At 65.7% G+C, this 13,780-nt stretch carries 12 protein-coding genes; 6 read left to right on the top strand and 6 right to left on the bottom strand.

What is annotated here, in order from left to right:
• From IG178_RS15985 to IG178_RS15975, 3 genes are all read left to right on the top strand, one after another.
• Positions 1–1,427, top strand: a 1,427-nt coding sequence (locus IG178_RS15985; protein WP_193213573.1) for a hypothetical protein, incomplete at its 5' end; no start/stop codon positions are given.
• Positions 1,411–3,624 carry an NAD(P)-binding protein gene (locus IG178_RS15980; RefSeq protein WP_193213572.1) on the top strand — a complete coding sequence of 738 codons (2,214 nt, stop codon included), beginning with the start codon at positions 1,411–1,413 and terminating at the stop codon, positions 3,622–3,624. The genes IG178_RS15985 and IG178_RS15980, both read left to right, overlap by 17 nt.
• Before the next feature lie 99 nt (positions 3,625–3,723).
• A complete protein-coding gene (locus IG178_RS15975; protein WP_193213571.1) occupies positions 3,724–4,146 on the top strand; it encodes a response regulator in 423 nt (140 codons plus the stop codon).
• 6 nt (positions 4,147–4,152) lie between these two features.
• Here the strand turns inward: IG178_RS15975 and IG178_RS15970 are convergent, their stop codons facing one another.
• From IG178_RS15970 to IG178_RS15955, 4 genes are all read right to left on the bottom strand, one after another.
• The gene (locus IG178_RS15970; RefSeq protein WP_193213570.1) at positions 4,153–6,420 is read right to left on the bottom strand and encodes an ATP-binding protein; all 2,268 of its coding nucleotides are present in this window, start codon (positions 6,418–6,420) and stop codon (positions 4,153–4,155) included.
• Complete coding sequence (locus tag IG178_RS15965; RefSeq protein WP_193213569.1) at positions 6,417–7,268, bottom strand: CheR family methyltransferase; 852 nt, start codon at positions 7,266–7,268, stop codon at positions 6,417–6,419. The genes IG178_RS15970 and IG178_RS15965 overlap by 4 nt, the downstream gene beginning before the upstream one ends.
• A 199-nt stretch (positions 7,269–7,467) precedes the next feature.
• The gene (locus IG178_RS15960; protein ID WP_193213568.1) at positions 7,468–7,830 is read right to left on the bottom strand and encodes a hypothetical protein; all 363 of its coding nucleotides are present in this window, start codon (positions 7,828–7,830) and stop codon (positions 7,468–7,470) included.
• A 67-nt stretch (positions 7,831–7,897) separates the two neighbouring features.
• A complete protein-coding gene (locus tag IG178_RS15955) occupies positions 7,898–8,395 on the bottom strand; it encodes a YciE/YciF ferroxidase family protein (protein WP_193213567.1) in 498 nt (165 codons plus the stop codon).
• A gap of 459 nt (positions 8,396–8,854) precedes the next feature.
• On the opposite strand from IG178_RS15955, the gene IG178_RS15950 reads away from it, so the two are divergent.
• From IG178_RS15950 to IG178_RS15940, 3 genes are all read left to right on the top strand, one after another.
• Positions 8,855–9,247, top strand: coding sequence for a DUF6515 family protein (locus IG178_RS15950; RefSeq protein WP_193213566.1), 393 nt, complete (start codon positions 8,855–8,857; stop codon positions 9,245–9,247).
• Between the two features lie 36 nt (positions 9,248–9,283).
• The gene (locus IG178_RS15945) at positions 9,284–9,871 is read left to right on the top strand and encodes an outer membrane protein (protein ID WP_193213565.1); all 588 of its coding nucleotides are present in this window, start codon (positions 9,284–9,286) and stop codon (positions 9,869–9,871) included.
• 320 nt (positions 9,872–10,191) lie between these two features.
• Positions 10,192–10,863 carry an OmpA family protein gene (locus IG178_RS15940; protein ID WP_193213564.1) on the top strand — a complete coding sequence of 224 codons (672 nt, stop codon included), beginning with the start codon at positions 10,192–10,194 and terminating at the stop codon, positions 10,861–10,863.
• Positions 10,864–10,954: 91 nt separating this feature from the next.
• Here IG178_RS15940 and IG178_RS15935 read toward each other — a convergent pair whose 3' ends face one another.
• Together IG178_RS15935 and IG178_RS15930 are read right to left on the bottom strand one after the other, a co-directional pair.
• The gene (locus IG178_RS15935; RefSeq protein WP_193213563.1) at positions 10,955–12,265 is read right to left on the bottom strand and encodes a sensor histidine kinase; all 1,311 of its coding nucleotides are present in this window, start codon (positions 12,263–12,265) and stop codon (positions 10,955–10,957) included.
• A 56-nt stretch (positions 12,266–12,321) separates the two neighbouring features.
• Positions 12,322–13,479: an OmpP1/FadL family transporter gene (locus IG178_RS15930; RefSeq protein ID WP_226895498.1), complete on the bottom strand. Its 1,158-nt coding sequence runs from the start codon at positions 13,477–13,479 to the stop codon at positions 12,322–12,324.
• Positions 13,480–13,780 lie beyond the last annotated feature (301 nt).

Below are 13,780 nucleotides of genomic sequence, written 5' to 3'. Positions count from 1 at the left end.
GGGCGCGCTCCGCCCTGCGCGAGGCGCGGGAGACCGCCCGGGCGGCGATGGAGCTCGACCGCACCAACGAACACGGCGGCGACCCGGTCGCGATCGCCCAGAAGGCGCGGCGCTACCAGATCGAGGGTGAGGCGGCCTTCCACTGGGGCATGGTCGAAGACGCCGTGGTGCTGCTGGAAAAGGCCCTGGTCCTCTACCGCGTGAGCCCCAGGGAGGGAGTGTTCCCGATCGGCGCCGGGATGCTGTGGCGCCACCTGTGCCTGTTCGCGACCGGCCGGCCGCGGGCCGGGGTAACCGCCTCGCCGATCCTCGACGGCGCCTCGCGGGCGGCCTTGATGCTGGCGGAGATCGCCTATTTCCAGAACGACCAGAAGCGCTCCGCGGAGTGCTGCATGACCGCCCTCGACCTTGCCTCGCGCAACGGCGAGAGCGCGGTGCTGGCCTCGCTGTGCGCGGCGATTGCCTGCCCGATGTCCGGCAAGCGCCCGCGCTGGCTCGCGGAGCGCTACCGCAACATCGCGCGGCGGATGATTTCGCGGGTCGGCGACACCACGGAGCAAACCTACATCGAGCATGTCGGCTGCCTGGTCGACCTCGACCGGGCGCGCTGGGAGGAGGCCTCCGGGCGGGCGTCCGGAAACGTCGCCTTCTGGAAATCCCACGGCCACGGCCGGCGGGTCGAGGAGGCGGCCACCCACGCCTTCTTCGTCGATTATTTCAAAGGTGACCTCGCCCGCGCCGCGACCTGGGCCAAGGTCCTGCACGAATCCGCGGTCAAGCGCACCGACCGCCAATCGCGCACCTGGGCGGCCCAGATGGGTAGCCTGCACGCGCTGCCCCGCCTGGGGCCGAAGGAGGCGGAGGAGCATTGCAAGCAGGTCCCCGTCCACGGCGGCGACGCCATCACCCAGTCGTCGATCCACGTCATGAGAGCCATCTGCGCCTGGCGCTCGGGCAATCCCTGGCAGGCGATGGACTGCCTGCGCGAAGCCGAGGAAATGGCGGGCAACCACCCCGCCGTGTCCTCGACCCAGTTCCTGCTGGCCGACGCGGCGGTGCTGCTGGGAGAAATGCGCTCCTGGGGCCCTCCGGAGCTCACCGAGGACCCCCGCTTCGCCGCCTTAACCGGGCGCTTCATCGCCCGCGCCACCGCGTTCGCGCGCAGCTTCGCGATCGGCGAAGCCATCCTCCACTGCGCCCGCGGCCTCCATGGCACCGAGCCGGGCAGGGAGTTCCACAAGGCGGCACAGGCCGCGGACCGCCTCGGCGCCCGCTTCTTCAAAGCCCGGGCCCGCTGCTACCACGCGCTGAAGTCGGGGGCAGCCGGACCGCTCGACGACGCCCTGGAACTCCTCGCCAAATGCGGGGCCGACGCGGAGATCGGCTTCATCCGGCACCTCGCCTCCCACCATGAAAGACTCGCGTGAACATGTCGTCATTCTCGGTGGCGGGGTCGGCGGATGCGTCGCCGCCTACTGGTTGAGCGCCAACCGGCGCCTGCGGAAAAATTACCGGATCACCCTCTATCAGCAAGGTTGGCGGCTCGGCGGGAAGGGTGCCAGCAGCCGCGGCGACAGCGAACAGCACCGCAGCGAGGAACATGGCCCCCACGTCTGGTTCGGCTTCTACGAGAACGCCTTCAAGACGCTCCGCGGCTGCATGCGGAAACACGCCGCGCTCGGCCACACCCTCGGCCCATTCCGCACCATCAAGGACATCTTCATGGAGTCCCACGAGGGGGTTTTCTATCACCACGACCTCAAGAACGACCGGTGGGAGCCGTGGAAAATGGAGCTGCCCCGCTATGCCGGCGAACCCGGCGACCCGAGCCCCTGCCCGGACGTCCGCTCGACCCTGTGGCGGATGGCCGACCACCTGGCGATGAATCTCAGCAAGGTCGGCGCCTTCGGGCCGGTGGTCGGCACATTCCTCAAGATCGCCGAGCATTTCCTGCGCCGCCAAGTCGCCTGGAAGCCGCCGATGACCTGTCCCGTCGGCATCCAGCCAGGCGGCCCCAGCGGCTGGGCCAGCTACCTGTCGCAGCGCCTGGTCGATCTCGCCGGCAGCGAAAAGCACTGGTACGGAGAGCCGGTGATCGGCCGCCTGCTGAAGTGGCTGCTCGACTACATCGGCTGGCGCTTGCGGCGGATGAAAAAACGCAACCCGACCGGCAATGCCCTGCGCGAGCTGTGCCTCGCCGACCTCTACCGAACCTGCCTGCGCGGCGCCCTGGTCGACCTGTTGCTGCGCGACGAAACCTTCCATCAGCTCGATCGCCACGAGTTTCTCGCCTGGCTCAAGATCCACGGTGCCGCCTGCCCCTCGGTCACCGAGTCGCCCTTCCTGCGCGGCTACTACGACACCCCCTTCGCCTTCTCAAAGGGCAACGCCCACAACACCGCCAACGCGAACTTCGCCGCCGGTGCCGCCCTGCGCGGGTTCTTCCGCATCTTCTTCGGTTACAAGGGTGCCTACGTCCACCGCATGAACCTCGGCATGGGCGAGTGCGTGTTCATGCCCCTCTACCGCATCCTCAAGGCGCAGGGCGTGCACTTCGAGTTCTTCCACCGGGTCGAAAAACTGGAGCCGAACCAGTTGGGCAACCGGGTCGCGCGCATCCGCTTCAACCGTCAGGTCCGGCTGCGGGACGGCATCACCGAGTATGACCCCGTCAAGGAAGTCGCGGTGCCGCACGGCGACCAGCCGCCGGTGTTCTGGCCGGTCTGGCCGGAGCACCCGATGGCCGACCAGCTCGACCCGGCGACCTTGCCTTCTCCCGGCGACCCCGGGCTCGAATCCCACTGGAGCCAACACCGCACCGACACCGTCGAGATCGCCGACCGCAACGACCCTGAAGCCGGCGAACTCGAGCGCTTCGACCATGTGATCCTCGCCATCCCGCCCGGTGCCCACGCGGACATCGCCGGTCCCCTCCTTGAGCGGGACACCCGCTTCCGGACCATGGTGGAAACCAGCGAGTCGATCCGGACCATCGCCTGCCAGTTCTGGTTCAATGCCGGCCACGGCAACTGGGACGGCCAGGAGCACTTCTGCGAGCTGACCATGGGAGGCTCCGGTCCCGACCCCTTCAACATCGTCATCGACGCCTCCAACATCCTCAAGACCGAGGCCACCCCCGGTGCCACCCACCTGCTCTATCTCTGCGGCCCGGCCTCGAACGATCCCGGCGAACCGCCCGCCGGCAGCGACCCTGCATACCCCGCCCGCCAGAAAGCCATCGCCAAGGCGACCAGCCTCGACTGGTTGCGGAAGGAGGCGGAGCTGTGGCCGGGCGCCTGCATCCCCGGCACCACGCAGCTGGATCCGATGACCCTTTACCACCCCGACCCGGATGCCACCGCACAGCAACGCCTCGACTGGCAGTACTTCCGGATGAACATCGATCCGAACGAGCGCTACGTGCTGTCGACCGACACCTCCGCCCCTCACCGCCTCTACCCGTGGGAGAGCGGCTTCAACAATCTGGTCTTCTCCGGCGACTGGTGCCGCAACTCCATCGACATCGGCTGCGTCGAATCCGCCACCACCTCCGCCATGCTCGCCGCGCAATCGATTTCCGGCTATCCGACCCGCGACATGCTGGAAGGCCTGCAGTACGAGTAGCCGGCGACATTTTGCCCGCGAACAATCTTCGGTTGCGCGGAGAGGGATGAGGGGTTTGGTTCCGCCGCGTCACGGACGTTGCCTTGCCGATTCCCTTCCATGAGCCAACCGCCCTATCCCTCCACACCGCAGTCATCGACCCGCTTGAACGTCCTCATCGTCGATGACGGCCGCGCCTCGGCGGATGTCCTCGGGATGTTTTTTGAGATCGAAGGCCACCGGGTGAAGGTCGCCTACGACGGCGAAACCGGGCTCGGACTCCTCGACGAATTCTCCCCGGACCTGGTGGTCCTCGATTTGAACCTGCCCGGAATGAGCGGGTTCGAGGTGGCGGAGGAAATCCGCAGGCGCCCGGGCGGCGTCGGCATCCAGCTCCATGCCTTGAGCGGGGCCCAGGCCGACGTCGAAGGACCGCGCGTGCTCAAGGCAGGCTTCGACGGATTTCTCTCGAAACCGGTCGCACCTGGCGACCTGCGCAGCCTGCTGGACGGCGTGATCGCCAACATCGGCGCCGAGGCTTGATGCGGGTCAGTTGAATGTCGAAAAATCGGGCCGCTGCTCGAGCAGGGCGGTCCGCAGCTTCTCGATCGTCACCGGCTTCGCGATCAACTCGTCGGCTCCCAGCAGCTTCACTTCCTCGACCCGCTCGGGCCGCACGTCGCCGGTTACCACGAAGACCGATTGCAGCGCGCCCGGCCGCTTGACCTGGAGGCTCTTGAGAATCTCGGTCCCGTCGAAGTCCGGCAGATTTAGATCCAGCAGGAGGATTTCCGGGTCGGATTCCTCGAGCATGTGCAATGCCTGCCGGCCATTGGCGGCCTGGCTGACGAGGGCACCTTCGGTTCCGAGCAACTCCGCCGTGACCTGCCTGGCGGTGTCGTGATCCTCGACCAGAAGGATCCGGACGCCTTCGAGCGGCGACGGACCGGCATCCGCCTGCCTCGGGTCGTCGGGAGTCTTCTTCGCAATGACCGCACCGGACAAATGGCTCGCGGGGATCACGATGGAAAACGTGGAGCCGATTCCCACCAGGCTCTCGACCTTGAGCTTGAAGCCGAGGCAAGCGACCAGCCTGCTGCAGATCGCGAGCCCGAGGCCCGCGCCTTTCTCGCGGTTCCGCTCCGGGTTCTGGAGCTGGTGGAACTCATCGAACACATGATCAAGCTGGTCGCGGGGGATGCCGATTCCGGTGTCGATCACGCTCAGGACCAACGAGCCGTCTTCCTTCAGCTCGCCGTGCAGCCGGACCTCGCCGCGCTCGGTGAATTTCAACGCGTTGCTGACCAGATTGCCGACGACCCGCGACAGCTTGGTGCGGTCGGTCGTGAGCAGCACGTCATCGCACGGGAAGTCACAGGTGAACTTCAGCCCCTTCGTCTCGGCCAGGGGCAGCGCCTGCCGGTACTGTTCGTCGACCAGACCATTGAGGGCGAAGTCGGTGAGGTCGAGGTCCACACGCCCGACGTCGAAGCGCGTGATGTCCAGGACGTCGCCGACCAGATCGATCATCACGCGGGCATTGGACCAAAGGTTCTGGGCCAGGGCCGGAATCTGCGACGCCCGTTCGGGATCCTTCGAACAACGCTCGATCAGCTCGGCGAGCAACGAAATCGCATTCGCCGGCGTGCGGACATCGTGGGAGACAGCGGCAAGGAAGCGGGTCTTCTGCTGCGATGCCTCCTCCGCCGCGATGCGCTTTTCATCGAGCTCCCGCTGGAAGCGGATCGACTGCAGCGCAAGCGCCGCCTGGGCGGCGAGCCACTCGATGATGCGGAATTCCTCCTCGCTCCACTTCCTCGGCTCCGAGCTGAATACCTCGAGCGCGGCGATCGGTTTGCCCGCCTGCCAGATCGGTGAGGCAAGGATCGAGCGGAACGGCCGGCCGGCACCCGGCTGCGGCAGCCGGAGGTCGGGGCGCGACTGGACGTCTTCGATGAAAGCCGTGCGGCTGCTCTCGAAAACAATGGCCGCGAAGGTATCCGAGAACGGGATATCCGGCGTGATCGCGCCATGCAGGCCGAAGCCCGCGTCCCCCGCGAGATGCAAGCGGCCGTCGCGGTCATCCACCACGCACGCGGCGTGCACGCTGTCGCCAAGAATCTGCATCGCGGCATCGCAGATGCCGTTCATCACCATCGCTTCGCTCAGGTCCGCGCGCAGCCAGCGTCCGGACTCCAGCAAGGTCTTCATGCCCCGCTCGCGCCGGAGCAATTCATCGTGTGCGCCGAGCAACTCTCGGCTCTGCACTTCCATCTCCTCGGTCTGCTGGCGGAGTTCCTCGGACTGCTGTTCGAGTTCCTCCGTCTGGCACTGCAGTTCTTCGTTCTGCCGGCTGATCTCTTCCTCCCGCGCGGAGAGTTCTTCATTGCTGGCGGCAAGCTCGTCGTTGCTGGCTTCCAGCTCGGTGTTCAGCTCAGCAAGCGAGTTGTTCTGGGAAATGATCCGGCGACGGGTGCGGATCAGCGCATGCACGGCTCCCGCCACGACCCAGATGTTGACCATCTGGCCGGCGATGATCGACTGCTCGTAGGCGTCGGAGTACGTCGCGTCGGGAACCACCGCAAAGTATTTCACGAAGGTGACCGCACTCAGCGCGACCGCCATGGTGTAGAGGACGCGGAGGTCCCGGTTCCACAGGCAAAGCAACAGCGGCAATGCCGAGGAAATGGGAAACATGCGGTCGTGATAAACCGTCAATCTCAGCCAGATCACGATCGCGGTGATCGCGATGCAAAGCACGAGCGAGCCGTAGTAACGGATCGGTTGGGAAGCGCGTGCGACGGCCGGGGAACTCATGATTGAAAATTGGAATTCTTGCGGAAAATGCACGGACCGGTGCGTTCAAGACCGGGGAGCTGGGGATTCTCCGCCTTGCCGACCACCAGGTGGCCGCCGGGCGAGAGGGAGTCGTGGAGCTGTTGCCACAATTGGCGGGTCGACGCCGGGTTGAGGTAAATGGCGAGATTCCGGCACAAGATCAAATCCCAGAGCCCCGGCTCCATCTCGGAAAGCACGTCGGAGACCTTCCAGACGATGCGCGATGAAATGGCGGGAATCAGATGACGTCCCTTGCCCGAGTTCTCGAAGAAGCGCTCACCCAGATCCGCCGGCAAGGCGGCCACGGCTTCCGGGGTGTAGATGCCGCGCTTCGCGGAAGCCACCGCGGACGGCCGGCAATCGGTGCCGAGAAAACGTCCCCGCGACGCCGCGCCATGGCGGGCGAAAAGCAAGGCCACCGATACCAGCTCGGATCCATCCGAACAGGCGACACTCCATACCCGCGGCAAGCGCGCCTCGGCGGCCAGGCGCGGCACGATGTCATCCGCCAGGTGGGAAAAGGTGGCGGTGTCCCTGAAAAAGCTCGTGGTGCCGATCAGCAAGGCGTTCACCGCGGTCTGCAGCTTCGCGGGATGGTCCACGATCATCTCGAGCGCGGCGTCCTTCGAACCCGCCCTGACGGCGCGAAGACAGGCGGGGATCCGCCGGACCAGCGGGGTGGTACGATAACCCTCGGGTCTCAACCCCGCCGTGCGCAGCACCCGGTTCACGAACAGCAAGTCGACCGGATCATGGACCTCCGTTTCCATCAGGTCGCGGACCGGGGTGCCGTAGGGAACCGGCGGAGTCCCCAGATCGGGAGCCACCGGGGGTGACGTGTCGGCAGCACCTACGAAGCACACATGAGCGAAGCGCGCGGACGAATCCGGCACCTCCACCGCGCTTCCCGGGAGATCAGTCGTTTGCGGAGCCGCGCCCACGAAGCGGGGTACTCCATCCGGCGTCCCGTGTCCAAGGATTCCACCCTATCGGGCGATTTGCATCCACGCCGCCGCCCGAGCCAGGTCACGCCGCGAGTGGACGTTCGTTTTCCGTCGACCTGCGGACCGCCGCCAGGATGGCGGAAACGCGGGGAGCCGGCGCTCCGGGCCGCACATGGAAGACCGGCCGGCCCGGATAGAGTGCGACGAGGCCGGCGATCTCCCCGGGTCCGGCGAACGAGACGATTGCCGCCACTTCCCCGAGCCGCGGCGGCGAGGCAAGCTCATGGGAGAGGAAGCGCACCCCGTGGGCGTTGTCCTCGCGGAATCCACAGCCCGGACAGATGAGATACGAATAGCACTCCGGCATCAGCCGGTTGCAGAGACGCTCGACCCGCTCGGTGGGGGTCATGCGCGAGGAGTCGATCACGAGAATGTTGGCTTTCATGGCAGCAGGAGGTTGAACGGGGAGACCCGCCCCGGATTCCGGGGCGCGCTCCGTCCGAGCCCGGGGATCAGGCATGGGCCATGGCCTTGAAATTGACGGCCTTTTCCGCAATGCGGCTCAGCAGCCGGTCGGCTTGACCTTCCTCTTCCAAGGTTTCGGTCAGCAGTTCAGCGATCCCGTTTTTGCCGAGCTTGCGGGCAAAGGCGATGATGCCGCCATAACCGGCCATTTCGTAGTGCTCGACCCGCTGCGCCGCGGTGATGAGCCCGGCGTCCCTGAGATCACCCTTTTCGATCGATTGGATGATGTCCGCACCCTCCTTGAGCAGTCCTTCGCATCCCGCGCAATGGGCACCGCCGGGAGCGAAGCCGGTCATCTTGAAGGCCTTCTCGAGGCGCTCCCGATGCTTGTGCGTCTCCTTCAAGTGATCGCTGAAGGCGGTCTTCAGCTCCGGCGAGGTCGCCGCTTCAATCATTTCCGGCAGAGCCTTGAGGATCTGGCCCTCGGCGCTGTAGAGGTCCTTCATTTCGTGGATGAGCAGTTTTTCGAGTGAGTCGATGTTCATGGCGAAGGCTCCCTCGCAAGAGACATGCCACGCCCCGGGAAGCCCATGATTGCGGCGTTCCCACAGAAACCAGCTGAATCGGAATCGCGAGATTCGCACCCTCCGTCCGGCAAGATCGTGCATCCTACAACGGGCTTTCCCCCGGCTGGCATCCATCGCGCCCGGCATCCGCCACGGCATTTTCATCCGGCACCATGTCGAGACGAGTCTTCGGTTAGAATTCCCGGACGGTGCCTGGAGAGCCCGGCCCGCCTCGCTTTGTTAGATCGGTCCCAGATCGTGCACAACGCCGTTTCTTGGGTCGATTCTTGCAAGGTCCGGCCTGCGCCACCCTTCTCCAAGTGACTGATTTCCAACACCCCCGTTTCTCGGCATTCGGATTGCAAGGACGGCACCACCATGCGGACGAGCCGTCCGGTGCTCGGACCACGGAACCACCAACCACCAAAGAACCAGACCATGAAAACGACCCCTAGCCTGCTTGCCGCTTGCGCCTTGATGGCCGTCTCCGCGAGCTGCACCTACTACGAGTCTACGACTCCGGAGACCACTTCGACGACCACCTACTCCTCCGGCAGCGTGGTCACCACCCTGCCCAGCGGCTACCGCACCGTGACGGTCGGCGGCACCCGCTACTACACCTCCGGTGACACCTACTATCGTCCCCAGGGAAGCGACTATGTGATCGTCGACTCTCCCTATGCCACGGTCAGCGGCGATGTCGCCGTGATCAGCACCCTCCCGAGCGGCTACCAGACCGTGACCCGCGGGGGTGACCGCTACTACCGGGTGGGCGACACCTACTATCAGCAACGTACCGACGGCTACGTCGTCGTTCCCGGCCCGTTCTGATCCACCCGTCCAAATCTCACCGAAAAACATCTACACATGAAAACAAACACCACATCCCGCGCGCTTGCCGCGGCCTTGCTGTTCCCCGCCGCCCTCATGGCAGGTGAAGCGGAAATGACCAACACCACCATCTACAGCGAACCGGCGCCGACCCAGCACCAGGGTTGGTTCCTCGGGGGCGGAGCGGACTACATGTTCGATGCCGGTGACGTGTTCTACAACGGACACCTCGGCTACAACTTCGGCAACGGCTCGTCCTTGTTCCTCGAATCCGGCTGGCTCGGGGAAGAGGAGACGGTATTCCCGTTCCTCCAGGCGGACGTCGACATCATTCCGGTCACCTTGAACTTCAAACAGGAGTTCATGTTCAATGAGCGCTTCGGCTTCTATGCCGGCGCCGGTGCCGGTGCCGCGAACGTGGACGTCGCCGCGGGTCTCGTGAACGAGGATGACTGGGTGCTGTCGGCCCAAGCCTTCGCGGGCGTGGTCTACAACGTCACCCCGAACTTCGAACTCTACACCGGCGTCCGCTACCTGTGGATGGACGACGTTGACATTGCCGGGGCTAACCTCGGCAAGTTCGACGGCCTGGGCGTGGGCGCCGGGCTCCGTTTCAATTTCTGATGCCGTCACCGGCATCTTGGTAGAGCCGCCGCTCCGGTATTCGTGCCGGAGCGGCGTCTTTGTCTGGTCGCGGAGGAAGGAGTCGTCGCAAGCCGGTTTGCGATGTGCAGGTCACGTCCCGCCAGTGCACTGCACATCGCCCGGACCGCTCCAAGTTCCGGACCAGGCGTCACGCGTCCGACAGCCGATCTAACAGACTGAAACGTTGCTGCACCGAGGCCCCGACACCGCATGAGACCGCCCGGTGGATCCGGGCACGGCACCTGCAAATCCGCAGCAGCCGGCTTCACCGGCCCATCAACCTCAACAACTCATCTGACATGAAAATCCATCCAAGCTTCCTGCTCCTTTCCCTCCTGCCGCTGCAAGCCCAGGAACCCGTCCGTCCGCCCGTCGTCGTGGAAGAAACAACCATCCCCGCGCCGCCGGTAGTCGTGGAAGAACGGGCGACCGTCGTCCCGGTTGCGGACCCCTTCGATCCCGTCGCGGTCCGACGCCAGCTCGCCATCGTCCCCTCACCCGCCGTGCCGGGAACGATTGAAACCACGGAAACGCGCAAGATCGTCCGCGAGCCGGGCCAACCTGCCCGCGTCTACAACATCGAGCGCCACGTCGTGATCGTTGACGGCCGCGAAATGCCCTACGTGACGTTGCCGGTGCTTTTCGAGAAGGAGACCGCCAACCTTCTCGACAGCTCGTCCGCGGAAGCGCTCGACCAGACGGCCAAGGCGATCCTCGAGGTGCTGGCGACCAACCCCGACGCCGGATTCGACATCGAGGGCCATACCAGCACCGACGGCACCGACGAATTCAATCTCAAGCTCTCCGCCGACCGTGCCAAGCGCATCTACGACGAGCTCACGGTCAAATACGGGGTCCCGACGCGGGCTTTGGGCGCTCACGGTTTCGGTGAGAAATATCCCAGCCATCCGGATGGCACCGAGGCCGAGATGGAGCTCGACCGGCGCGTGCTCGTGGTCCGGGTCAAATAATCCACGCGTTTCCCCACGAAGCCCACTCCGGAAGGACCTGCCGTGACACCGACGTCGCGGCAGGTCCGCAACGGATCAAGGGACCGCCCCGTCAATCGCCGGAGATCTCGTGGGAAAGTCCCCGCGCCAACACGGCGATGCGCCGGAGTTCGTGCTGACACTGGTCGAAGCGCGAGCGGAGCGGCCCAGGCGGGCAGCTTTCCCGGGAAATTTCCCAGCGCATTGACTCGGCCACCAGCTCCTGGGCGAGGACATCGTGGAGATAGGAGGAAAGGTCGTCGCGGGCCGCGGGCAGACCGGCGGCCCAGGTGTTGTGGACCAGCGACGCGAAGGACCCGGCGACTCCCACCGCCGGCAGGTGATCCGGACGCCGGGCGACGATCAATTCAACCCCGCTGGATCCGGTGACTTTCAACACGACGGGCCGGGCGAGGGAGGCGACCAGCGACATTTCCAGCCAGTGCAAGGGATCGACCTCACCGTGCCACGAAATCCGGCACCGGACGCGGTCGGCATCCTCATCGACCTCGAGGTCGTGTTCGATCCCCGTCCGCCGGATCTCTCCGGTCAGCCAATCCCGCGTCGAAGCCAGATCATCGGGGGCCCGGCGTCCGGCGGGCAGGCGGCCCTCGATCCACGAGGCGGCACGCGGCCACTCGGTGAAAACGGTCTCCAGGCCACCGAAGCGGTCGATCCGCTCCTGCCAGCGCTCGCGGATTTCGGTGGCATGATCCGCCGAAACCCCGCGCTCAATGCGCCCGCTGGCAAGCAGCCACTCCCACAGCGACCGGCGCGGACCCGGCATCCGGAATTCGATGACGGTGCCGTCGATCGGATGCACCAGCACCTCGCCGTCGCAGCGGGCCATCCGGCGGCGCATGGTGCTCATGCCGATGCCCCCCGCCTTGGTCGGTGAAATGCCCTGGCCGTTGTCGGCGACCGTCACCGCGCAGCCTTTCTGCCACGGCACCATCAGCACCTCGATCCGGCCGGCGGCGGCGTGGCGCATCGCGTTGCCGATCGCTTCGCGCACTGCCAGATAGAGTTGGCGCGTAGCCTCCTTGCCGAGGTCTGCCACCTTGCCGATCCGCCGCAGGCTCACCTCGCCGCCACTCCGGGTGAAGCCCTGGAGCTTCGCCTCCCAGCCCTGCCAGGCCTGGTCGATTGTCTCCACCGAGCCCGCGTGATCGGTGGTGGCAAAGGACTCGCTGACCACGGCCAGCACGGTTTCAAGCGAATGCCGGGAGTCCTCGGGGATCCCCGCATGGGGGTGTCCCACCTTCTCCACCAGTGCCTCCAGAGGCTGGATGACATCCCGGCGGATCCGCGCGCTCACCTCGCTGCCGTCCAGCCCGTCGCCGCGCCGGCGGAAGGGCATCCAGTGATCGTTGGGATCGCTCATGGGGAGAAGTGCGGTGGCCCCTGGGCTCCCCCGGGGGAAGCCGGAGGCGGAGGATCTCAGAAGAACCAGCGCAGGCCCGCCGAGAAGCCGTGGGCGTGGTAGTTCAGTTTCCCGTCCGCGGAAGCGCCGGCGAGTGTCGGTGCACTGCCGCTGATCTGCCGGGGTTCGCCGTAGCCATATTGGTAGGTGAACTCGGCCGCCCAGCACTCGGTCCGGTAACCGGTGCCGATGCTCACCACGTGGAGGTCGATGTCGGGGAGGCGGGGATTGAATGTCTGGTCCGGGGTGGTTTGTTCGGCGTACCAATAGCCGGCACCGAGCCACCAGCCGGAATCCCACTTGCGGGTCACTCCGAGCATGAAGGTCAGGCTGTCGTCCCACTGCATCGGTTCGACCAAAGTTCCGCCCGGGCTGGAGACCTCGAACCGTTCGAACGACGACCACCCGATCCAGGTCACATCGACCTCGAACAGCCAGTTCGCATTCGGCGTGTAGGCGTAGCCGATCGTGGCCTCGAGCGGGAAGTCGAGCTCCGACTCCGCCGGCGCCACGGCCACCGACGGGGCGGGAAAGCTCAGCACGGTGGTGCTGTGTCCCTTGTACTTGACCGGCGACCAGTAGCGGCCGGTCGCCCCGATCCGGTGGCCTTCCGCCGGTTCCCAGGTGAAGCCGGCACCGAGTCCCCAGCCGTGGCCGTCGCCCTCGATGGAATAGCTGTCGCCGGGCACGAAAACCCCGCGGTTGATGTCCGCGCTGCTGCTCACCACGCTCGCCGACACCCCGAAACGCAGGCACGGTGTGATGTCGAAACCAACCGCCGCGGTCCCGGCAAGGAACAACAGCTCGGTATCCGTCGCATATCCGCGCAGCGGTGAATTGTCGGGCCATTCGTTTTTCTGGCCGAACGGCGAGTAGAAGCCGAACCCGAGCGCCGCGCCGTCCCAGAGCGGGGTCGCGGCGAATGCGCTGGCCGCCACCGCCGGGCCGTCCTTGAGGTCGCTGTGCCCCCCCGCGCCCGTGTGATCCACCTTGTAATCAAGGGCATAGCCGGTCATCAGCAGCTCGGATCCGGATCCGGTGCCGAGCATCGCCGGATTGTAGTAGACGGCCGAAGCGTTGCCGTTCGAGGCGACCCCGGCGTTCCCCCGGGCGAGAACCTCCGGATCGTGATAGGTGAACTCGATGCCGAGGCCATGACTCCGGGTTGCCGTCATCAGGATACCGGCCACACAAGCCCGGATTGCAGGGGAGGATCTCATTGCGGGCCAGCCTCTAACACGCTTCCCCGAAGGTCGGCCAGCCCGACTTCATGGGAAATGCCCCCATGCCGATTGGGGCAACATCCCCATGGCGCTACGTAAAACTACCTTTAATGCTCGGCCACGTTTCAGGCTTCTCCCTCCCCTGCCTGAAAAGTCCGCATGAATGCTTCCATTGCCAGATCCAACATCGGCCTGCTTCCCCTCGGGGAAGCAAGGGGTTTTGGGTTTCGCGCATATCCTGCGGAGAACCCCA

It is taken from the genome of Neoluteolibacter marinus, assembly GCF_014904755.1.
Taxonomy (GTDB): Bacteria; Verrucomicrobiota; Verrucomicrobiia; order Verrucomicrobiales; family Akkermansiaceae; genus Haloferula; species Haloferula marina.
This window is presented reverse-complemented; position numbering and strand designations above follow the sequence as displayed.